Raw genomic sequence first — 20269 nt, 5'->3', positions numbered from 1 at the left:
AAGGCATGAGCCTGCAAAGCTTTGATCCCCGGTTCGAATCCGGGTGTCGCCTCCAAAAATTATAAGGAGAGAAAATGCGTTATTTACTAGTGCTATTATCTGCTGCTTTGTTTATGGTTGGCTGTTCAAATACTTGGCACGGAGTCAAAGAAGACACGGGCAATGCTGTTGAATGGTCAAAGGAAAAAGTCAATAAAGGCGCTTCCTACGTTAAGGAAAAAACCGAATAAATTTGGCTATAATTAGCCGAAATACTTTTACGGGAGATGGCTGAGCGGTCGAAAGCGGCGGTCTTGAAAACCGTTGAGGTGTGAAAGCCTCCTGGGGTTCGAATCCCTATCTCCCGGCCACTACCACTATTAAAATATATCTTTAAATACCTGTACTTCAGCATTTTTAAGCAGCTTATATCATCATATTTTCGTCTCAAATTTCGGACGATTTTATTTTGTTACACCAAATTTGGGTTTCTGTTTCATCGTTTGCTTATTAGATTAGGAGTCTGCAATGACTTCTAAGTTAATAACCAAGATCAAAAATAGACCAAGTTACTACTATTTTGATAAAGCATTAAAAGACGATAAGACTATCACTGTCAAGTATTGTTTGTTTACAGACAATGAGTTTGAAGCCAAAGCCATCGCTTTAAAAATAAAAAATGAAGCCGATAATAGACGCGATCCTGCTCAAACCAAGAATTTTATAGATTTACCGTTAAGATACAAGATACGCAACATTCAGAAAAATATTAAAAATAAATCGCATCGACTATCAACGACCGAATATAAAGAAATATTTGAAAAAGTTATATCGGGTATTTATGGGATTGTCGAAGCCGACAATGATATGTTGGTCGATAGAAAAGAATGTCAAGAAAACGATAGGCCAAAGAAAACACAAAAATCAATAAAATTTACGGATATAGCATCCAGATACGCTCAAAACGAAAGCAAGAAGTCAAATAGCAAAAACAGCGAATACTATCAAAGAGTAGCTAGGACGCTTAACGTTTATTTTAGGCGTAAGACATTGGGTCAAATTTCCTACCAAGACTGCGAGGATTTTCAATTACATCTCTTAAATAATAAAAAGCTTAACAAAAAGACCATCAATAGCTACACGTGCTACGCAAGTAGAATGTTTGACTATACTATCAAAATAGGCCTTATATCTCAAAACCCGCTTAAGCTTTTAAGCTCGTTTAAAATTTTCCAAAGATCAAAAATCGCCGAAGGATAATTTTAGCATGGAGGAACTCGTTAAAATTTTTAAGACGGATAAAAAAGAGCTTAAAGATTATATGGCGTTTGCCTTGCACACTGGACTTGGGCTTAGCTAAATTTGGAGCTTAAATGAAATTAGCGTAAGCGAGCGAGACGGCATTAAATTTATCAAAGTTCAAACCACCAAGCAAAAAGGCGGAGACGTTAAATTTAGAGAGCTGTCGATACATAAAATATATATCGCCTAAGCGATATGAAGTGGCTAACGAAAATAAAAAGAGGCAAAATGGGTTGCAATTATCTTGGAAAAAGGCTTAACAAACATATTCATTCCGTTTCACCTGACTTCAACGTAAGCTTTCATAGACTAAGGGCAAATTTCGCATCCTCTATCAAAAATTATTGCTTAGAAAACGGCTTTGCGGACGCTACCTCTGTTTTGCGCGGTTAAGCAATGAAGCAAATATAAACTCTAACTTATTATTTAAAGAATCAGGTCTAGGCAAGATAGCCTTACACTCGGCCGTAGGAGCTCTCTCGGCAAAACTATCTCATGAAAACGTTGCAGCTGGTGCATTAAGTGGAGCTGTAAATGAAGCACTATCTTCTATCTTATATAAAGATACATCAAATATGAGCACTAAAGAGATAGAAGCTTATAACAACAAACGCCTATTAGCATCCCAGCTAATAGGCATAATAGCTGGAGGTATAGCTAATGGAGATAAAGGAGCAAACGCAGGATATAAAATAACCACAAGTGCAGATACTTATAATAGGCAGCTTCATCAAAGAGAGATAGACTTTATATACTCTATGGCAGATGATTATGCTGCTAAAAACAATATCTCTAAAGAGCAGGCTGTTAAAATCTTATATGCCGCTGCTAGTGCGCTAGTAGATAAAGGTTCATATAATGATTTTGCTTCAAAAGAGAAATTTTGAAGTAAGAGATGAAAATGATGAAATAAGTATAATAAACTACAACGATAAATTTTCTAAATTTAATCGAGGAGACATAAATAACGCCAAAGCATATCTGCTAGTAAATTCTAAATAAAAATCTTTTAGAGATATATATAAAGAGGAATTTACTAAGCAAGATTACTTTACTGCCACAAAAGAGCAGTATAATAACAGCGGTTATACGCCTGATAAGAGTGTGGGGCTAGAGGATGGAAGCTTATCATCCTTGCCAGCGCCTATTTTTTCAAAAAGCGCATTTGGCCTTTTTAAAAATACTGCGCTAAAAAACCCATTAGAAAATATAAGTTACACAAAAAAGTTTTGACCCAAATGTCAAACAAAAGTGATTACTTTCATTCGTTTCCAAATGCAGTAGATTCTTTTGCTAAATATGGCAAAAAAACGGAAATTATTGGTAAGGATGGGATTAAGAGAGTAAAGATTGAAATTCAAGGTGGCTACAAAAATCACGATGGAGTGTTTGAGTATATAATAGAGCCTGATAATACAGTTAATCATAGATTTTTTAAAATAAAGGAAAAATAGTATGAATTTAGTAAATGACGTAGTAAGAATAGAGGAATTTTTTTTCGCAATATATGTGAAATTGCTTACGACTACGAAAATGCTATAAAGAAGATTGCGGTATTGAAAGCCAAGGGACAAGTTATCGTCGGTGGTGATGTTATAAAGTATGATGGGCAAGCAGCTGAATATACTTATGACAATTGGAGTTTTAATTCTCAGGAATATACATATGATCTACATGAGTATTCTGCTAAAAAGGCAATTGATTACATAGAAAAATATCATAATATAGATAAAGACTGCTTTTACACTATATATACATCTGGTATGTTGTAGGAAATAATATTGCTGAGTTTATAAATCATATACAGTCAAAACAAGATAAATAGATGTTTAATCGCATAGGTAGCTTTTTTATAGGGGTTATGTGCTTGCTTGATTGCATCTCTATGCTAATACATAAAAACGTGAAAGTTGGGGAGAAATTCTTTAAATTTGACGATGCTGGCAATTTGTATCTGTTTCCAGCACTTGGTTTTTTGTTGTTAGGTATTTATTGCTTTTGGATGGCATTTAGAAAAGAGCCAGAGGTAGTGCAAAGGCTAGAGGGCATGTGGTGCCCTGACTACATGAAATTCTATCATATAGGTGAAACTACCTGCGAAGAGTGCAGACAAGAGCTACCAAAATGCTACAACACACACTTATGAAAACAAGACCAAAGCCAAAGAGTGAGCTGCTGTTTAGGTCAATCCTAGAAATAAAAAGCGAAAAACTAAAAGATAATTAGATGCGATAGGCGCATCGTAGTATTATATTGATATGGAGACATTTGTCGGATATGCAAATTTATAAAGATATTAGAAAAGTAAGCTAAGATGCTAGAAAAGAAGTTTTAAACAAAGCGAAAGAGAACAGATGAAATTTATAAAATTTATATTATTTGCAGTCACTATAATCGGATTTGGTGGCTGCTATATAGGCGAGCCAAGTTATGAAGTGTTTAAAAACAACAGAAATATTTTTCTAATCCCCACTAATCATATTATGGTATTGAATTTTCATGAACGTAGAGAAATATATGATGAAAACAGATACATCTATAAATTTAAGGGGGATGATCCAAGATGTATTTATGGCTATCTAACCAACAAAGACGACAAGCCAGAGAGAGTTTTAGACTGGGTTATATTGTCCGGTAAGGAATTTTGCAAAGAAAGACGAGCTTGGGCTTTGTCTTTTTAGGAAATCGAATGAAAAATGACTATCACGGTTAATAATCTTATAGCGGATGTTGTTGTATAGCCTTAACTCATAAACCGAAAAACATATAACTCTAGTAATTATTTAACAAATAGCAGAGATAGAAGCCTATAACAACAAACGCCTACTAGCATCTGGGCTAATAGGCATAATAGCTGGTATAGCTAATGGGGATAAAGGAGCAAACACAGGATATAAAATAACTACAAGTGCAGATACTTATAATAGACAGCTTCATCAACACTGCAAACGCCGGCGGCGCAATAAGTAACAACGTATAAGTTTAAACTGCGGGGGAGGATGACGTGAATCATAACACTATTTTTGGATAACAAAAAATACAAGCCTATCGTAATCGACGGCAAGAACTTAGAAAATTGTAGTATCATGGGGCACGTCGTAGTGCATATCATAAAAGGCGTGATTTAAAGGGGCTTTGAAGTTTTTGAAGCAAATTAAAGTTTGGATTTCAAAATGCTAAAAAATGCCTAAATTTTGCAAATTGTGCATTTTGGGTTCCCATTTTTTACCTTACGCCCATACCTATACAAAAAAGCTCTTAACGCTATTTGCTCCATATTTTTACCCATTCTCGCTTTTTTACCTTTTGCATAAGATTTATCAAAATGCATTGTAATGTCGACACTATAAACAAGTAAAATCTAAGAATATTTTTATCTTGTTCAGTATATACTTAGAAAAATATATACGAGAAGTTGTAATAATGCAGGCTAGATTAAAAGTATTCAAAAGTGGTAATTCTTTGGCACTAAGGCTTCCAAAAAGCCTAAATTTAGACAACGTCAAAGAGTTTATACTAAAGAGTTTTGATAATAACGAAGTGGTTTTAACCCCGGTTAAAGATGATGAATGGAGCGGACTGTTTAGGACTTTGAATGAGTTGAAAGATGCTGGGGTTAAATTTGAAAGAGCCGAGCAAAGCTTGCTGCAAGAGCGAAATTTCGGATTTAAATAATGTTTTTGCTTGATACTAATATTTGTAGTTACTTGATTTCTAGCACCGAGCCTTACAGTCAAAATATACTAAGCCATTTAACTAGATATGGCAAAAAGGATATTTTTATTTCCAGTATAGCGGTAGCCGAAATGTTTTGCGGTATAGAAAATTCCACTCAAAAAGAGCTAAATTTAAGACTCATGGGCGATTTTATCTCAAATTTCGGCGTTTTGGATTTTACGAGTAAATGCGTAGCAAGCTATGGTAAAATAAGGCTTGAGATGAAAAATAAAAACAGAAGAATAGGCGATATGGATATGCTGATTGTCGCCGTAGCGCTTAGTAATGATCTTGTTTTGGTTACGAATAACGAAAAAGATTTTAAAGATATAAGCGATCTTAGGATGGAAAATTGGACCGTTTGATATAATATACGGTAAATGTAAAGCCTTTTGTTGGTTATATCGGAGGTTAACTTGAAACCAGAATGTACAACCAAAACAAAGATGACTAAGCTCATGAAAACCAGTCGTGTCGCTCTTGATAGACTACTAAACCCGGACAACGACTCGCTAACGCTAAGCACGCTTGAAAGTACGGCAGCGTCAGGCAAAAGACTAAGTATCTCGATAGTCTGACGGTTGCCGATAAATATAAATGAAAAATCGTCTAAAATTTTAGACGAAATTTTAGATAAAATATCGCAGAGAGAAAGGAATTAATGGTGCTAGACTTGTTGCGTAGACGTGTTACATCTTTTTATCCGGAAAGAGTCAAAATTTATACTCTTAAAAATACTATAGAAATCCCATTTTTAGGTACTTGTAGTAATGAAAAATGTTTTTACACTCTAGGTGTCCCTATCTCCCGGCCACTATTTAATCACTGTATTTACTCCTAATATATTAGTATCCTCAACTTTTAGTTGTATTTTTGTAAATTTGAATATCTTTTTTTGATTTTATTGTGTGTATTATTTGCAGTTAAAGTAATAAATTCTAGTAAATATCCTTAAATAAAACACAATTATTAACCACCAGTTTAAGACAAAGCCACCAAATATAAACATCAGCACTGTTTGGAGATTCGCTGACCAGTCCATGACATATTTTATTTCTGTAGTTTAGCCCTATCGTCTCCGTTAGTAAAAATTTTAGCTCTTCCGTCAAATCTCTCCCTAGCAATTCATATATTTTTGGTTCTTGTAAAAGCGAGTTTATGCTTTTTTCCGATTCTACGCCGTATTTATCGATAGTAGTCGTAGGAATTTTTTCTTGTTGTAGTAAAATTCTCGCCAAATGCTCTATTTGAGGTATCAACAAATGGCTTGAAACCAAAAAGTTTCTATCAAAGCCGTAATATAAACCTTGCGCCCAGATATCTGTCCTGTCAGCCGGAACTATGCTAGAATTTCTGCAAATATCATATATTAAACGCATAGACACTCTATGTTCCTCTAAAATTTGCCAAAATGCGGGCAGTATCCTGCCGTCTACCGCTAACTCGACATGTATATGGTATTGCTGGTACATTTCATGTTTTAATCGATCATCTTTTGTCATTATTTGTTGTAGTTTTCTTCCATTGTTATCTATGTCAATTTTAGTAATAAAATTTGAAAGCAGAGACTTCTTAAAAAGATCCTCGGATGACTTTTTGATATCTTCATATAGCGGATTTGCTGTGATATTGGCTAGATAAAATATCGCCTCAGATAATCGCTTGCCTTTTACTGCTAGCTTTGCATTATTTTGATAGCGTGAAATATCAATCTTATTTGATCAATTCCGAGCTCATTTCTATCTTTTTTAGGAACGCCTCTAAGCTCTTTTAGCGCTTGTTCTAGGTCTATTTTTGACAATATAGCGCCGCTTACTTTTGCTTTTTCTATTAAGATATTGGCTATTTTGAGTGCGGTTTCGGCTATTTTACGGCTATTTTCGAGTTTTTTATGCCATTTTTGCGACTCTTGATAATAGTCTATCGCAGCTAGAAATTCTTCCTCTTCTGTAAAGGTATCGGCAAAATTTTCTAATTTTTTAGCTACGCTTGATTGCAATTTTTTATCTAGCTTGACAATATCGAATAAATACGACATCCTTAAGCAGTAGTATTGATCGGTCGGCTCTACTTTATTAAAATACTCTAAAATTTTATTCGATATTTTGGCGTATTGATTTTTTGTGATTTTGGATAGTCGAGATAGCCTGATAGCCCTTTCAAACGCATCTATCTTAAATTGATTTAGCGACTTTGGCTCTAGAGATATTTTCGAGTATTCATTTACGGCGATCTCTAAAAATTTTATATTTTTAGGAATTTTTAAAATCCATAAAATATCGGCGATCCTTGATTTTAATCTGCAATCGGTCATTTCATCCAAAATACTTTCGAAAAATTCCAAATCCCGCTCGGTAAAATCATCTAATATCGCCGATCTCCCATTGCTCCAGATGCATCCAGCTTCGTACGGTTCGTTTAGGCTTCCCGGTTTTAAAGCCATAGAGCAAGCAATTCTTAGTGAATAAAACATTTTGCTAGCTTTTAAAATTCCGTTTCTAAAATTTTCCTCGTACAAGTCCGCAAATTTAAAACTGTAATCGTCAAAATATTTTTGCGTCATTGAGTATTTCGTCCAAATTTATACCTAAAAAATTATCTTTAGTTATCGTTGTTTGCTGTATTTTTTCGATCAAATTTCATCCTTTTTAGACTAAATTTCTCACTCCGTCGTTGCAAATTTGACCAATCTCGGCCGCGCGATACGCTCGTAGTCTTTCGTGTTTAAAATGATAGAGCGATCTAGCAAGCCTGCGTTAAAAGCAAGCTCGGCATAGCGCGCAAGCAGGCTCGGATCGGCGATAAGCTCTAGCTCCTCATGAAAGCTAAACGGCGGAACGCAGCCAAAGACGCAATCGGTTAGCCGCATGACCTCGTCAGGGCTTGCTAGGCTAGCTCTAGTGCCGTTAAGTGCCTGTGCGATGAGCTGTAAATCAGCTTTGTAATCCGCCGGCAGCACAGCCAAAACATATCGTTTGGCACCCCCGCCCTTTACGACGCAAACGAGTGCCTTCGCTCCTTGCCCTAGCTCCGTGCCGCGCGCTGCGGCGACCTCGGCTGACGTTTTGGCGCTCGCGTGAGATACCACGTGAAAGTCCGCATTTTGCGCGCTTAGCAACTCTTTTAGCTTCTCAAAAATTTGCTCGGACATCGTTATTCCTTTATTTAAAATTTAGTTTAAATTATACAGCAAATTTTAAAACCGCCCTGCTCTTTTTTGAAAATTTAACAAGATAAACGCGTCCAAATTTGAGCCCGTCTTAAACCGCCTAAATTTAAATATTTTTTGGCTATCATTTTGCAAATTTGCCTTAAAATGAACGTAAAGAAAAAGAGCAAATTTGCAAAGGAAAATCATGCAGATCGACAAAATCCAAATCGAAGCGGGTTGGAAAGAGGCGCTAAAAGAGGAGTTTTTGAGCGAAAATTTCGCCCGCGTGAAGGAAAATTTCCTGCGAGCAAAGGCTGCGGGCGAGGTCTATCCGCCAAATGCGCTGATATTTAACGCCTTTAATCTCACGCCGCTTAACGCCGTCAAAGTCGTGATCCTGGGCCAAGACCCATATCACGGCGCGGGGCAGGCGATGGGGCTAAGCTTCTCCGTGCCGTACGGCGTCAAGATCCCGCCGAGCCTCGCCAACATCTATAGGGAAATCCGCGACGATCTGGGTATCGCGGAGCCAAATTCGGGCGATCTGAGTTACTGGGCGAAGCAGGGCGTGCTACTACTAAATGCGACGCTAAGCGTTAGTGCTGGACAGGCTAACTCGCACTCGGGTTTTGGCTGGCAGGAGTTTACGGACGCTGCGATCAGGAAGCTTAGCGAACACGCCCAGAATGTCGTTTTCATGCTCTGGGGTAATCCGGCCAAGGCCAAAATACCTCTTATCGACGCTAACAAACACCTTATACTAACGGCGGCTCATCCAAGTCCGTTAGCGCGCGGCGCGTTTTTTGGTTGCAGGCACTTTTCAAAGGCGAATTTATATCTCGCCGAACACGGCAAAGCACCGATAGATTGGGATTTAAACAATGCGGTTTAGGATGGTTTGATTTTGCTACGATAAAGCGCACTTTTGCGATTTGAGCTAAATGGGCCACGTCAAATTTGCAATAAAAAGCCCGTCAAACTAGCTCTGGCGTGTTTAAAATTTGTTTGTAGAGCCTTTTGGCTTTACTCGGTAAAATCGGCTCAAATTTTCTATAAAACAGGCCTACTTTTGCGCTTTCTCCGCCCTCATCTCGTCTAGCATAGATTTTATCTTGGCCGATTCTCGCTCGCAAAATTTCTCGTCGCCGCTTTGTATGATTAGCGCCGCTTGGCCATCCTGCGCTTTTTGTAGCTCGCTAAATTTAAGCTCAAAGAGCCTAAAGGCCTGCGGATCGTCTTTTAGCTGCTTGGATTTTATTTCGTAAAGCTCGTTTAGATAAATTTTGCTTTGCTTCACGTACTCCTCGCACGCGTTTTGAGCGCCTAAAGCCAGCGCGCTGAGTGCGTAAAATGTCAATATTTTTTTCATTGCCGTCCTTTAAATTTGCAAAATTATACACTTTTTTAGGGTTTAAATTTTATAATTTTCAAAAATTTAAAGGCGGAAAATGAGACGAAAAGATAGAGAACTAACCGTGCAAGAAGGGCTTGCGATCATCGATGCGTGCGAATACGGCACGATCTCTTGCGTTGATGAGGCGGGCGAGATTTTTAGCGTGCCGATCTCGGTCGTGCGCGAGGGCGAGAGCGTATTTTTGCACGGCGCGCCCGCAGGCTCTAAGGCAAAGCTACTAAAAGACGGCAAAAACGTGACGCTGGTTTGCGTGAGCTACGCGCGGGTACCGGTTCTAACGGACGAGCAGCTAGATGCGATCAAGGACGACGGCAAGGCGCTTGGCGCAAAAGTCTTTACGACCGAATACAAATCCGCCGTCGCCGTAACTAAGGCCTGCGTCGTGACGGACGATGCGGCGAGGCTACATGCGTTACGGCTGCTTAGCGAAAAATACACGCCAAAGTATATGCGAACCTTTGACGTCGCGGCGGCTCACGGGCTAAAGGCGATGAATATCTACGAGCTAAAGATCGCGAGCATAACGGCAAAGGCGAAGATTATTCGGGATTAAATTTACGTTTTATACTTCCTTGCGGCAGTAAATTTGACGTTAAATTTTGATAAATCTACATAAAATTTGATAGTGATTAAGAATTAAAAAAGACGAAAAATCCCTCCAAGCGGAGGGATAAAAATTATTTAGGTAGCGTAGCTATAACTTGTTTCATTTGGTCAAGAGCAGGTTTGCAAGCGGCCTCTTGAGAGTCTTTTGGAAGTTGAGCAAACTGAGCTTTTTGGCTCTCGTAAGTAGATTTCATAGCTGCCATTTGCGGGTTGTCTTTTGTTTTTTCAACAAACTCGTCAACTAGCTTAAAGTACTCTTCGCAAGAAGGTGAAAGCTCTGCTGCTACGGCAGATACGCTCATAACGCCCAGTGCGGCAACTACTAACAATGACTTCTTCATGTGTTCTCCTTAAATGAAATAGAATTGAATTATATCACTTTTTTCGTAAGTTAAATTTAAAATTTTATAAAAAATGTAAGTTAATTTAAATAAAAAATAGGTAAAATTATACCCATTATCAATCTCTTAATATAAAGGATAAGCTATGGGTAAATTTAGCATCATTGCGGCTGCGGTTTTGTTAAGCGCAGCCTCGGCTCTCGCACATACGGGAGGAACGGACGGCAAATTTAAGCGCGCCGATAGCAATGCTACGGGATCGGTGAAGCTAGATATGGTATCCGTCACGGCAAACAGGAGCGAAACCGACGTCGCAAAATATACGGGTCAGGTCAGCATTCTGGGCCAAAACGAGCTAGTCAAATCGCCGTCCGTCATCGACGCTCTTGGCTCGGTGCCCGGCGTCATGCTAGGAAACGACTACGGCAGGCAGGTCGGCCAGTACTATAATATCCGCGGATTCGGCTACCAAAGCGAAGCGCGCGTCATCATAGAACAAGACGGCATCAAGCGCTCGCCTTCGCTCTTTTCTAATCAAATTTCAACTTTCCGCGTGGATAACGACTTGCTAAAACGCGTCGAGGTCGTAAAGGGCGCTAGCTCCGTTCTGCACGGCAGCGGCGCGGTCGGCGGTATAGTTAGTATGAAAACTAAAGACGTGAGCGACTTTATAAACCCCGGCAGCGACTACGGCGTCACGATCGGCCACCGCCAGGAAAGCAATCATATGAACTCAAATCGAGCCGCCGTCGCAGCTAAGCCGACGGAAAATTTCGGCATTTTGCTATACGGCAAGCATGCGGATTTCGGCAAGATAAAGATGGCTAGAGACGGCAAGCGATCGGGCGTAAAATACGCGGAAAACGACGAACAGGTAAACACCGTCTTTGCTAAAACCGAGTGGGCCATAACCGACGAGCATGCATTGGAGGCTAGCGTATTTAACTATCACGAAAAATTCTCCTCCTCGCCTTGGCAGTCGCTTTATTGGAGCGAGGATGCGGAGCTGCCTACTTCCGGACGGCTAAAGCAACGAGACTATAGCGTGATATACAAATACACTCCGCTTAATAACAGATGGATAAATTTCTCCGCTCAGTACTACAACGCAAAAGCCCTAAACCACAGGATTAGAACAGGCTTTAGCAGAGGCAATCCCGTCTATATCGACTACAAAAACAAAGACGACAGATGGGGCGTTAGGCTCAAAAACGAAAGTCTCTTTGAAACCGGCATGCTAGAGCACAGGCTGGTTACCGGTATCGACTACGAACACAGAAAAGAGGACGCGATATTTTGGTACAACGGCGCGCTTAGCGATTTCGGTTCGTTTCCGAATTTTTACAAAGACCTCGGTATATACGCGCAAGACGTATTTGGCGTAGGTAGATTTGAGTTTACTTTGGGCGGTAGATTCGATAAATTTAAACGCGGAGTCAAAAACGGCGATCGTAGCTCATACTCCGAGTCTAGATTTTCCCCGAAACTCGGCCTTGCATACGAGGTCTTTGACGGCGTAAATTTACTCGCAGGCTATGCAGAAACCTTTAGAGGACCTACTCCAAACGAAACGTCATCGGCCGGCCCGCTAAATCCGCACTACTGGTATATACCAAACCCAGACCTAAAACCTGAAATCGCAAAAGAGTACGAAGTGGGCTTTTCTATCGACAAACAGGGGCTTTTAGCCGATGACGAGCTGTACTTTAAGGCTACTTACTACGACGGCAATATCAAAGATATGATAAATTTAAAAGCAAGACCGGATAAAGGCAATCCGCCGTTTGACGCCGAAGCGCCGGGCAGACGCTACGGTATGTACGAAAACGTCGATAATGCAAAGCGCCGAGGCGTCGAGATCGAGTCCAAATACGCGATAAACAACCTTACCTTTTCGCTTGGATACGACCATACGAAAATTTACGACAAAGCGACCAAAAAGATACTCACCGTCTACGCTGATAAGCTAACTTTGGGCGCGATGTATAGATACGAGCCGTGGGGGCTTAGTCTGGGTGGCGATATGACGCACTGGTTTAGGCCTAACAACGACGAGAAATACTACGTCGTGCGTGGCCAAAAATACGAAAACGTAGACGAAACCTTTACTATCGTAAATTTTAAAGGCCGATGGGAGCCGAAAAATTTCGACAGCTATCTGCTAAACAAGGGGCTAAAAATCAGCTTCGGCGTGAATAATATCTTTAATAAAGAATACATTTACGCTAACGGACTAAAAAATACTTCTAGAGTCGGTAAAGGCAGAAACTTCTACGTAGATTTTGAAAAGACGTTTTAATTTAACGCGGCAAGCGGGCTAAATGCGGCTAAATTTAGCTTAAATTCGGTCCGCTTTCGCCCTTAAATTTGCCGTTTTTAACGGCTCGTTTTTGTCTAAATTCGAGTTTGCGAGGGCGGGGCGCTAACGTCAAATTTGCCTTTTCTTGCCGACTCAAATTTAACCCGTCCGCTCCCGCAAATCCGCTTCTTAATTTAAATTTGACTATAATGTCTTAAAATTTAAAAGGAGCAAATTTGCAAAATTTCGCCTTGAAATTTCGTCCGACGAGCCTTGACGAGATCTGCGGACAGCGCGAGCTGGTGGGCGTTTTTAAAAAGTTTATCGAAAACAAAAAAATCCCGCACAGCATATTTTACGGGCCTGCAGGCTGCGGCAAGACGAGTTTTGCTCGCGTCGTCGCGCGGTCGATGGAGTATGATTTTTATGAATTTGACGGCGGAAATCTCAAGATCGAGGAGTTTCGCAAAATCCTAAAAAACCATGAAAATGCGCTCTCTAAGCCGCTATTTTTCATCGACGAGATCCACCGACTAAGCAAAACGCAGCAAGAAGCCCTGTTAATCCCGATGGAAAACTACCGCGCCGCCATCATCGGAGCCAGCACGGAAAATCCCTATTTCACGCTAAGTTCTGGCATTCGCAGCCGCTCGATGCTTTTTGAGTTTAAGCCGCTTGCGAGCGAGGATTTTGAAAAATTGCTTGAGCGCGTGAGGGGCGAGGTTAAATTTGACATCTCAGACGATGCCAAGGCCTATCTCGTAAAAAGTAGCGGCGGAGATGCGCGCGGACTCTTAAATTTGCTCGAGTTTGCCGTGAGTCTGGATGAAAAAATAACGTTAGAGAATTTAAAAACGCTTCGAGCTAACGCCGTTAGTGAAGGAGTTAGTGAGGATGACGTGCATTACGGGCTAGCAAGCGCATTTATAAAAAGCCTGCGCGGTAGCGACGAAAACGCCGTTATGTACTATCTGGCGCGGCTTATAGATGCGGGCGAGAGTGCTGATTTCATCGCGCGAAGGATGGCGATATTTGCCAGCGAGGATATCGGTAACGCAAACCCTAACGCGCTAAATTTAGCCGCTAACGCGCTTGCCGCCGTTAGCAAGATCGGCTTTCCCGAAGCGCGTATAATACTGGCTCAATGCGCGATGTATCTGGCTCATTCGCCAAAGTCAAACTCCAGCTACAAGGCCATAAACGACGCGTTAGCCTATGTAAAAACCGAGCCGCCGCTAGCTATCCCGCCATATCTCATCAACACTGCGCCCGAGGCCAAGGACTATCTGTATCCGCATAGCTTCGGCGGCTGGGTGGAACAAAAATACCTCGAAAAGCCGCTTAAATTTTACGAGAGCAACGGCATCGGCTTTGAAAAAACTCTGGACGAGTGGCTGGTTAAAATAAAATCTAAGGGTTAAATTTGGAAGGCTTACGTTAAATTTAAGCCGACTCAAATTTGTCCTACTGGCTTATCAAATTTTACAAGAAGCATTGCGGTCAAATTTACCGCATTTTTAACTTTTGGGTTTTACAGACTTGTTAAATTTCTCGGTAAAATCTCGTAAAATCGCCGTTAAATTTGCAAATCAGCGAGAAGGCCCAGCTAAAACAAAAACCTCCGCCCAAATCAAGAATATCCTTTAAAACCGCCCGCCTTATCAAATTTAACTCAAAATTTACCTATATTTTTAAAATAGGCTAAAAAATTTTTATTATTTATTTTAGTTTTATATTTTTTTAAATATACTTGAAAAATTTTAAAAAATAAAGGCAAATCCATGCTCACCGACCTCGTAAGCTCTATAAATTCATTCCTTTGGGGGCCGTATTTCCTTATCGCGCTACTTTGCGGTACGGGGCTTTACTTTACGATTAGGCTTCGTTTCGTGCAGATTTTTAAGTTTAAAATGGGGCTTAATAGGCTTTTCGGTAACTTCTCATTGCACGGCGAAGCGGCGGGAAAATCGGGTATGAGTTCGTTTCAGGCGGTCGCTACGGCCGTCGCCGCGCAGGTGGGCACGGGCAACCTCGTGGGTGCTACAACCGCGCTCATCATGGGCGGGCCGGGCGCGATATTTTGGATGTGGTGCGCGGCGTTTTTGGGCATGGCGACGAATTTTGCAGAGATCTGCCTCGCGCAAATTTACCGCACCAAAGACGACAGCGGCCATATGATCGGTGGGCCGGCGTTTTATATCAGTCGCGGGCTAAAGAGCCGCTATGCCAAGGTCTTGGCGGCGTTTTTTGCGCTGGCGATCATTTTGGCTCTCGGATTTATGGGAAACATGGTGCAGGCCAACTCGATCTCGGACGGCTTTAAGGGCGCGTTTGGCATACCGCAGTGGGCGAGCGGACTGTTTTTGGCGGCGATTTGCGCTATGATCTTTATCGGCGGCGTCAAAGCCATCGCCAGAGTCGCCGAAAAGATTGTACCTATCATGGCGATCCTCTACGTCGCGGTCGGACTTGTGATTATTTGCTTTAATCTTGATAAAATTTCCGGCGTCATAGCGCTTATATTCGAGGCCGCGTTTAATCCGTCCGCGGCTTGGGGTGGCGCGACCGGAGCCACGATCGCTACGGCGATGAGATACGGTATCGCGCGCGGTCTATTTTCAAACGAAGCGGGCATGGGTTCAACCCCTCACGCGCACGCCGCAGCTAACGTCAAACACCCCGTCGATCAGGCGGTACTCGGTATCATGAGCGTGTTCGTCGATACATTTATCGTGCTAAATATCACCGTTTTCGTCGTGCTTAGCGCAGACGTGATACATTTTGAAAACGGCAAAGCCGTGCTAACTGGCATCTCGCTCGTGCAAGAGGCCTTTTCGACGCATGTTTTGGGGCACGCGGGCGGCTACGGATTCGTGGCGATTTGCTTGTTTTTCTTTGCGTTTACGACGATTTTGGGCTGGTACTACTTCGCCGAGATCAACGTGCGTTATCTGTTTGGAGCCAAATTCGTGCGAATTTTGCAGATATTTGTCGTCGGATTCGTCTTTGCGGGCAGCTTGCTAAAGATAAATTTCGTCTGGGAGCTGGCCGATATGTTTAACGGTCTCATGGTGCTTCCAAACCTGATCGCCATCATCGCGCTTAGTCCCGTCGTGGTTAAGCTTTTAAAGGATCACGACGAAGGCAAAGAATACGATCCAAACGAGTATATAAGGAAGGCTTGAGCGCCGTTTAAATTTTACGGCAACAGACGCGTGCCGTAAAATTCGTTTTTTATCGTCGTTTGATGCTACGTCAAATTTATGACTCAAATTTGCGCTACCGATAACTTTTGTAACGTCAAATTTGGGCTAAACTTAAACCCTTTCCGCCGCTTCTAAAACCACGCTTTTTAGTAAATTTACGCCGTTAGCGATATCGCTCCAGCTAGAAAATTCCGCTGGATTGTGGCTGATGCCGTCTTTAGACGGGATGAAGATCATCGCCGTCGGACAGAGCGCGCTCATATGCATAGCGTCGTGCCCCGCGCCGCTTGGCATGATTTCAAAGCTAAGCCCGAGCGCCGCGGCTTTTTGAGCTATGAGTTTGATTAGTCGGCCGTCTAGCGCGCACGGCTCGTCAAATGCTAGCTGCTTGATCTCGCATTTGACGCCGCGCTGGGTTTCGATACGCGAGATTTCGCTTAGGATCTGCTCGTAGGCCGCTTCACGCGTGCGCAGATCGATACCGCGCAGGTCGATTAGCAGCGTAGTTTCGCCCGGTACGACATTCATGACGCCCGGTTTTACCGTGCAGTTGCCCGCGGTCGCTACCACGCCGTTTGCCGCGTTTTCGCGCGCGACGTTCTCGACGGCTAACACTATCTGCGCCGCTGTGCAAAGCGCGTCGCGGCGATACTTCATCGCAGTCGTGCCGGAGTGCTGAGCCTGGCCCTGCACGCGTATGCTAAATCTGTGCGGCGCGGCGATGGCGCTCACGACGCCAATTTGGATATTTTCGTTATATAGTAGCGGCCCTTGCTCGATGTGTAACTCAAAAAAACTCTCGTAGCCCGGCGTTAAATTTTTAGCCTTTTCGATGCTTGCTAGATCGATGCCAAACTCCGCAAAGATCTCGCTGGTAGCGCGCCCCTGAAAGTCGCGCACGTCTTTTAGCTTTTCATAACCCAGCTTGCCGCACATGACCTTGCTGCCAAGCGTCGCGATGTTAAATCGGCTCGACTCCTCGCACTCAAAGACGACTAGTTCGAGCGGTCTGCGCGTCTGCACGCCTTCGTCGTTTAGCGATCTGACGAGCTCTAGCCCGCCCAGGACGCCCAGAATCCCGTCAAATTCGCCGCCGTTTATCACGGTGTCTAGATGCGAGCCAAACGCTACCGCCGGCAGCTCGGGCTCGGTACCTTCGCGCCTGGCGAAGATATTTCCGATCGCGTCTATGCGCACTTTTAGCCCCGCTTCTTTACAGCGCGCGATAAATAGCTCCCTAGCGGCCTTATCCTCGCGCGTATAGGCTAGGCGGCTCATCCCGGTGCCAAAGCTCGCGTCGTTTATGGCGTTTATTTCGCTAAAAAGCTCCTTAAGTCTATCTAAATTTATACTCATCGCCCGTCCTTTGTATTTAAATTTGTCAAATTCTAGCCAAGAAGCATTAAATTTACACTTTAATATTTTTATTTAATATAATATTTAATTTCTAGGATTTGGATTTTTATTAAATTTAAATAATATAATTCCGCGTCCATTTGGTTTATGGACTAACTTTTGGCTTGCACATACTGACAAACGCTAACGTTATTTTTATCTAAATTTGGCGCTTTATTCAGGATTTAATAGATATTTTACAAACGAAGATAAATAAAACTTGTCTAACAAATGGTCTAAATCTGATAAGCAGGGTAAGTAAATCTAACGATATTTTTTGTAGCCTGCACGGCAAATGGAGCAAATTTGCAGCATTAAAAATCTTTGGCTCGCAATGTATTTTACGAGCCAAAGTTAAATTTAACCGTTTAAACTAGCTGTGCACCCGCGCCTTTTACGACCTCACCGATGACGTAGCCGTCGGTGTTTTCCAGCACAAAGTTCGCGTTTTCTTTCGGTGCCACGATGATCATACCTACGCCCATATTAAACGTCCTCATCATTTCGGCCGGCTCCACTTTTTGCGCGATAATTTTAAATATCTCAGGCGTACGGATTGCGGCACGCTCGATCTTCGCACCCAGCCCCACCGGAAACACGCGCGGCAAATTTTCCACTATGCCGCCGCCCGTGATGTGCGCGAGCGCGTGGATCTTGTCTTTTAAATTTAAAAAGTCGCCGACGTAAATCCTAGTCGGCTCTAAAAGCACGTCGATGAGCGCGCGATCGCCTACCTTGTCGTCAAATTTTAGCCCAAGCTCGGCGATCACTTTGCGCGCGAGCGAGAAGCCGTTTGAGTGCAGGCCGCTGCTAGGAAGCGCGATGAGCACGTCGCCTTCGCGTACAAATTTGCTGCGGTCGATCTCGTCCTCCTCGGCGATACCCACGGCAAAGCCCGCGAGGTCGAAGTCGCCCTTTTCATACATCGAGGGCATCTCCGCGGTCTCGCCGCCGATTAGCGCGCAGCGGGCGAGCTTGCAGCCCTCGGCGATGCTTTTTACGACCTCTTTGGCATCCGCGATCTCAAGCTTTGCCGTCGCGTAGTAGTCGAGGAAAAACAGCGGCTCGGCGAAGTTGCAGATGAGATCATTTACGCACATCGCGACGAGATCCTGTCCCACGCCGTCAAATTTGCGCGCGTCGATCGCGAGTCGTAGCTTTGTGCCCACGCCGTCGGTGGCGCCCAGGATCGCGGGCTTTTTGTAGCCTGCAGGCAGCCTTACTGCGCCAGAAAACGAGCCGATACCGCCCAAAACGTACGGAGTTTGCGTCGCTTTGACGAACGGTTTTATCGCATTTACGAAGTCATTTCCCGCGTCTATATCGACGCCCGCGTCTTTGTAGCTTATCATTTTTTCCCTTTGTTGAAATTTGGTTAATTTTAGCCAAAAATTGCTAAAATCGGAGTAAAAAATCGGAGACAAAATGCCGCAATTTAAACATGCCGTCGTCATTACAGGCAGCATCGGTAGCGGCAAGAGTGCGGTTTGCGAGCTGCTTCGTGATCGCGGATTTGAGATCATTGATGCCGATAAGATTTCGCACTGCATCTTGGATCGCTGCGCCGTGCAGGTAGCTGAAATTTTCGGTGCGCAATACGTCGTGCAAAAGGACGCACAGGTCAAATTTGACGCCAGCAGAGATGAGGAAAATTTGGCCGACTTCCGCGCTTTTGTGGACCGCAAAAAACTAGGCGAGCTAGTGTTTAAAGACCCCGCGGAGCTTGCAAAGCTAGAAGCGCTACTGCATCCAAAGATAACGGCTGAAATTTTATCGCAGGTGCAGGCTTTGGAGGCGAAAGAAAAGCTTTTTTTCGTCGATATTCCGCTGTTTTTTGAGGGCAAGAGGTATGAGTTTTTTGATAAAGTAGCTGTCGTTTATGCGCCTAAAGATACGCTGATCGAGCGCGTAATGAAGCGAAACAGGCTGGATCGCGCCGCTGCAAAGCACCGCGTGGAGCTACAAACGGATATCAAGCAAAAGCGTGCCATGGCGGACTTTGTGATAGATAATAGCGGAGATTTGGAAAATTTAAGACGCGAAACCCAAGCTTTTTTGGAAAAAATTTCAGCAGATAGCTGAGACAAATTTATACTATTTGATTAGATTATTTGAAAATTATCGACATTTGTTTATTGGTGTATTCGGGTTTAAATAATAGAAAGTGTATCTGGTGAGAAAAAGGAGCGGGAAGCCGCCCCTGGGTATTATAAAGCAGCCTTTGCTTTTGAAGCTAGCTCGCTGAAAGCTTTTGCGTCATTCATAGCTAGATCGGCTAAGATTTTTCTATCAAGCTCGATATTTGCTTTTTTAAGTCCCGCGATAAAGCGCGAATAGCTAATGTCGTTTAGGCGGCACGCAGCATTGATGCGCACTATCCACAAGCGGCGGAAGTCGCGTTTCTTGCGGCGTCTGTCGCGGTAAGCATAGACCAAACTTCTTTCTAATTGCTCTTTAGCTTTTCTAAAGTGTTTGTGTCTAGCGCTGAAAAAACCTCTAGCTAGTTTTAAAACTTTTTTATGGCGTCTTCTTCTAACTACGCCCGTTTTTACTCTTGCCATATTTATCCTTTACAAATCGGCGCTCACTGAGTGAGTCTTGCCCCAAATTCGGGGGAGTTTGGAATGACTTTTCGTCAAAAACTTAAATTCCGAGCATCGCTTTGACGCTTGCGACGTTTGTGCTGTCTACGTATTGAGGCGAGCGTAAATCTCTCTTGCGGTTGCGAGATTTTTTAGTCAAAATATGGCTTCTAAAAGCAGAGCCTCTTTTGATCTTGTTTTTGCCCACTTTAAAACGTTTAGCAGCGCCGCGAACTGTCTTCATCTTAGGCATACTAATCCTTTTAAAATTTCTTTT

General features: G+C 42.7%; 25 protein-coding genes and 1 tRNA gene. 17 read left to right on the top strand and 9 right to left on the bottom strand.

Annotated features, from left to right (window positions below; all coding sequences use genetic code 11):
* Nucleotides 1-74 precede the first annotated feature (74 nt).
* The 11 genes from RWM02_RS08745 (at nt 75) to RWM02_RS08700 (ending at nt 5576) form a co-directional block, all read left to right on the top strand.
* Nucleotides 75-230, top strand: a complete 156-nt coding sequence (locus tag RWM02_RS08745) for a hypothetical protein (RefSeq protein ID WP_314071283.1) — start codon at nt 75-77, stop codon at nt 228-230.
* Between the two features lie 30 nt (nt 231-260).
* Nucleotides 261-350, top strand: a tRNA-Ser gene (locus RWM02_RS08740).
* Nucleotides 351-507: 157 nt separating this feature from the next.
* Nucleotides 508-1239 (top strand): phage integrase SAM-like domain-containing protein, encoded by a 732-nt coding sequence (locus RWM02_RS08735; RefSeq protein WP_314071280.1) that lies wholly within the window; start codon nt 508-510, stop codon nt 1237-1239.
* A 386-nt stretch (nt 1240-1625) separates the two neighbouring features.
* A complete protein-coding gene (locus tag RWM02_RS08730) occupies nt 1626-2168 on the top strand; it encodes a hypothetical protein (RefSeq protein ID WP_314071277.1) in 543 nt (180 codons plus the stop codon).
* A 351-nt stretch (nt 2169-2519) separates the two neighbouring features.
* On the top strand, nt 2520-2735 hold the full coding sequence (locus RWM02_RS08725; protein WP_197730463.1) for a hypothetical protein: 216 nt from the start codon (nt 2520-2522) through the stop codon (nt 2733-2735).
* Nucleotides 2736-2771: 36 nt separating this feature from the next.
* On the top strand, nt 2772-3053 hold the full coding sequence (gene imm40, locus RWM02_RS10630; RefSeq protein WP_390887757.1) for an Imm40 family immunity protein: 282 nt from the start codon (nt 2772-2774) through the stop codon (nt 3051-3053).
* Nucleotides 3054-3283: 230 nt separating this feature from the next.
* On the top strand, nt 3284-3427 hold the full coding sequence (locus RWM02_RS08720) for a hypothetical protein (protein WP_314071275.1): 144 nt from the start codon (nt 3284-3286) through the stop codon (nt 3425-3427).
* A 208-nt stretch (nt 3428-3635) separates the two neighbouring features.
* Nucleotides 3636-3962, top strand: a complete 327-nt coding sequence (locus RWM02_RS08715) for a hypothetical protein (RefSeq protein ID WP_122862256.1) — start codon at nt 3636-3638, stop codon at nt 3960-3962.
* Nucleotides 3963-4743: 781 nt separating this feature from the next.
* Entirely contained in the window at nt 4744-4956 is a 213-nt protein-coding gene (locus RWM02_RS08710; protein WP_134482485.1) for a hypothetical protein, read from the top strand.
* On the top strand, nt 4956-5363 hold the full coding sequence (locus tag RWM02_RS08705) for a type II toxin-antitoxin system VapC family toxin (protein WP_122862254.1): 408 nt from the start codon (nt 4956-4958) through the stop codon (nt 5361-5363). The genes RWM02_RS08710 and RWM02_RS08705 overlap by 1 nt, the downstream gene beginning before the upstream one ends.
* A gap of 51 nt (nt 5364-5414) precedes the next feature.
* Nucleotides 5415-5576: a hypothetical protein gene (locus RWM02_RS08700; RefSeq protein WP_197730462.1), complete on the top strand. Its 162-nt coding sequence runs from the start codon at nt 5415-5417 to the stop codon at nt 5574-5576.
* Nucleotides 5577-5936: 360 nt separating this feature from the next.
* On the opposite strand, the gene RWM02_RS08695 is transcribed toward RWM02_RS08700, so the two are convergent.
* The 3 genes from RWM02_RS08695 to RWM02_RS08685 form a co-directional block, all read right to left on the bottom strand.
* Nucleotides 5937-6500, bottom strand: coding sequence for a DUF4209 domain-containing protein (locus tag RWM02_RS08695; protein WP_314071264.1), 564 nt, complete (start codon nt 6498-6500; stop codon nt 5937-5939).
* 173 nt (nt 6501-6673) lie between these two features.
* A complete protein-coding gene (locus RWM02_RS08690) occupies nt 6674-7561 on the bottom strand; it encodes a DUF7380 domain-containing protein (RefSeq protein ID WP_462804023.1) in 888 nt (295 codons plus the stop codon).
* A 99-nt stretch (nt 7562-7660) separates the two neighbouring features.
* Nucleotides 7661-8149, bottom strand: a complete 489-nt coding sequence (locus tag RWM02_RS08685; RefSeq protein WP_314071259.1) for a YbaK/prolyl-tRNA synthetase associated domain-containing protein — start codon at nt 8147-8149, stop codon at nt 7661-7663.
* Nucleotides 8150-8354: 205 nt separating this feature from the next.
* Here RWM02_RS08685 and ung point away from each other — a divergent pair, with 205 nt between their 5' ends.
* Complete coding sequence (ung, locus tag RWM02_RS08680) at nt 8355-9041, top strand: uracil-DNA glycosylase (RefSeq protein ID WP_314071256.1); 687 nt, start codon at nt 8355-8357, stop codon at nt 9039-9041.
* A 171-nt stretch (nt 9042-9212) separates the two neighbouring features.
* Here ung and RWM02_RS08675 read toward each other — a convergent pair whose 3' ends face one another.
* On the bottom strand, nt 9213-9518 hold the full coding sequence (locus RWM02_RS08675) for a hypothetical protein (RefSeq protein ID WP_122862250.1): 306 nt from the start codon (nt 9516-9518) through the stop codon (nt 9213-9215).
* A 79-nt stretch (nt 9519-9597) separates the two neighbouring features.
* On the opposite strand from RWM02_RS08675, the gene RWM02_RS08670 reads away from it, so the two are divergent.
* On the top strand, nt 9598-10116 hold the full coding sequence (locus RWM02_RS08670) for a pyridoxamine 5'-phosphate oxidase family protein (protein WP_314071252.1): 519 nt from the start codon (nt 9598-9600) through the stop codon (nt 10114-10116).
* 124 nt (nt 10117-10240) lie between these two features.
* Here RWM02_RS08670 and RWM02_RS08665 read toward each other — a convergent pair whose 3' ends face one another.
* Nucleotides 10241-10510: a DUF5339 domain-containing protein gene (locus RWM02_RS08665; protein WP_002950381.1), complete on the bottom strand. Its 270-nt coding sequence runs from the start codon at nt 10508-10510 to the stop codon at nt 10241-10243.
* 145 nt (nt 10511-10655) lie between these two features.
* Between RWM02_RS08665 and RWM02_RS08660 the strand changes: the two genes are divergently transcribed.
* The 3 genes from RWM02_RS08660 (at nt 10656) to RWM02_RS08650 (ending at nt 15994) form a co-directional block, all read left to right on the top strand.
* A complete protein-coding gene (locus tag RWM02_RS08660) occupies nt 10656-12809 on the top strand; it encodes a TonB-dependent receptor domain-containing protein (RefSeq protein ID WP_314071248.1) in 2154 nt (717 codons plus the stop codon).
* 236 nt (nt 12810-13045) lie between these two features.
* Nucleotides 13046-14230 carry a replication-associated recombination protein A gene (locus tag RWM02_RS08655; protein WP_314071245.1) on the top strand — a complete coding sequence of 395 codons (1185 nt, stop codon included), beginning with the start codon at nt 13046-13048 and terminating at the stop codon, nt 14228-14230.
* Nucleotides 14231-14590: 360 nt separating this feature from the next.
* Nucleotides 14591-15994 (top strand): alanine/glycine:cation symporter family protein, encoded by a 1404-nt coding sequence (locus tag RWM02_RS08650; protein ID WP_314071242.1) that lies wholly within the window; start codon nt 14591-14593, stop codon nt 15992-15994.
* 132 nt (nt 15995-16126) lie between these two features.
* Here RWM02_RS08650 and RWM02_RS08645 read toward each other — a convergent pair whose 3' ends face one another.
* Nucleotides 16127-17371, bottom strand: coding sequence for a M20 family metallo-hydrolase (locus RWM02_RS08645; RefSeq protein ID WP_314071239.1), 1245 nt, complete (start codon nt 17369-17371; stop codon nt 16127-16129).
* A gap of 407 nt (nt 17372-17778) precedes the next feature.
* Entirely contained in the window at nt 17779-18762 is a 984-nt protein-coding gene (gene purM, locus RWM02_RS08640) for a phosphoribosylformylglycinamidine cyclo-ligase (protein WP_314071236.1), read from the bottom strand.
* Between the two features lie 73 nt (nt 18763-18835).
* On the opposite strand from purM, the gene coaE reads away from it, so the two are divergent.
* Nucleotides 18836-19492: a dephospho-CoA kinase gene (coaE, locus tag RWM02_RS08635; protein ID WP_314071233.1), complete on the top strand. Its 657-nt coding sequence runs from the start codon at nt 18836-18838 to the stop codon at nt 19490-19492.
* Nucleotides 19493-19617: 125 nt separating this feature from the next.
* On the opposite strand, the gene rplT is transcribed toward coaE, so the two are convergent.
* Both rplT and rpmI read right to left on the bottom strand, forming a co-directional pair.
* Nucleotides 19618-19971 (bottom strand): 50S ribosomal protein L20, encoded by a 354-nt coding sequence (gene rplT / locus RWM02_RS08630; protein WP_002944116.1) that lies wholly within the window; start codon nt 19969-19971, stop codon nt 19618-19620.
* 82 nt (nt 19972-20053) lie between these two features.
* Complete coding sequence (rpmI, locus tag RWM02_RS08625; RefSeq protein WP_002944195.1) at nt 20054-20245, bottom strand: 50S ribosomal protein L35; 192 nt, start codon at nt 20243-20245, stop codon at nt 20054-20056.
* Nucleotides 20246-20269 lie beyond the last annotated feature (24 nt).

The organism is Campylobacter showae, from assembly GCF_963515975.1.
Classification (GTDB): Bacteria; Campylobacterota; Campylobacteria; order Campylobacterales; family Campylobacteraceae; genus Campylobacter_A; species Campylobacter_A showae_F.
The sequence above is the reverse complement of the archived record's forward strand: the minus strand, read 5'-3'. Positions and strand labels throughout refer to the sequence as shown.

Coding starts and splice junctions, on each gene's coding strand:
- RWM02_RS08745 (WP_314071283.1), top strand. CDS start 75: ATGCGTTATTTACTAGTGCTATTATCTGCTGCTTTGTTTATGGTTGGC.
- RWM02_RS08735 (WP_314071280.1), top strand. CDS start 508: ATGACTTCTAAGTTAATAACCAAGATCAAAAATAGACCAAGTTACTAC.
- RWM02_RS08725 (WP_197730463.1), top strand. CDS start 2,520: ATGTCAAACAAAAGTGATTACTTTCATTCGTTTCCAAATGCAGTAGAT.
- RWM02_RS08720 (WP_314071275.1), top strand. CDS start 3,284: ATGGCATTTAGAAAAGAGCCAGAGGTAGTGCAAAGGCTAGAGGGCATG.
- RWM02_RS08715 (WP_122862256.1), top strand. CDS start 3,636: ATGAAATTTATAAAATTTATATTATTTGCAGTCACTATAATCGGATTT.
- RWM02_RS08705 (WP_122862254.1), top strand. CDS start 4,956: ATGTTTTTGCTTGATACTAATATTTGTAGTTACTTGATTTCTAGCACC.
- RWM02_RS08695 (WP_314071264.1), bottom strand. CDS start 6,500: ATGACAAAAGATGATCGATTAAAACATGAAATGTACCAGCAATACCAT.
- RWM02_RS08690 (WP_462804023.1), bottom strand. CDS start 7,561: ATGACGCAAAAATATTTTGACGATTACAGTTTTAAATTTGCGGACTTG.
- RWM02_RS08685 (WP_314071259.1), bottom strand. CDS start 8,149: ATGTCCGAGCAAATTTTTGAGAAGCTAAAAGAGTTGCTAAGCGCGCAA.
- ung (WP_314071256.1), top strand. CDS start 8,355: ATGCAGATCGACAAAATCCAAATCGAAGCGGGTTGGAAAGAGGCGCTA.
- RWM02_RS08675 (WP_122862250.1), bottom strand. CDS start 9,518: ATGAAAAAAATATTGACATTTTACGCACTCAGCGCGCTGGCTTTAGGC.
- RWM02_RS08670 (WP_314071252.1), top strand. CDS start 9,598: ATGAGACGAAAAGATAGAGAACTAACCGTGCAAGAAGGGCTTGCGATC.
- RWM02_RS08665 (WP_002950381.1), bottom strand. CDS start 10,510: ATGAAGAAGTCATTGTTAGTAGTTGCCGCACTGGGCGTTATGAGCGTA.
- RWM02_RS08660 (WP_314071248.1), top strand. CDS start 10,656: ATGGGTAAATTTAGCATCATTGCGGCTGCGGTTTTGTTAAGCGCAGCC.
- RWM02_RS08650 (WP_314071242.1), top strand. CDS start 14,591: ATGCTCACCGACCTCGTAAGCTCTATAAATTCATTCCTTTGGGGGCCG.
- RWM02_RS08645 (WP_314071239.1), bottom strand. CDS start 17,371: ATGAGTATAAATTTAGATAGACTTAAGGAGCTTTTTAGCGAAATAAAC.
- purM (WP_314071236.1), bottom strand. CDS start 18,762: ATGATAAGCTACAAAGACGCGGGCGTCGATATAGACGCGGGAAATGAC.
- coaE (WP_314071233.1), top strand. CDS start 18,836: ATGCCGCAATTTAAACATGCCGTCGTCATTACAGGCAGCATCGGTAGC.
- rplT (WP_002944116.1), bottom strand. CDS start 19,971: ATGGCAAGAGTAAAAACGGGCGTAGTTAGAAGAAGACGCCATAAAAAA.
- rpmI (WP_002944195.1), bottom strand. CDS start 20,245: ATGCCTAAGATGAAGACAGTTCGCGGCGCTGCTAAACGTTTTAAAGTG.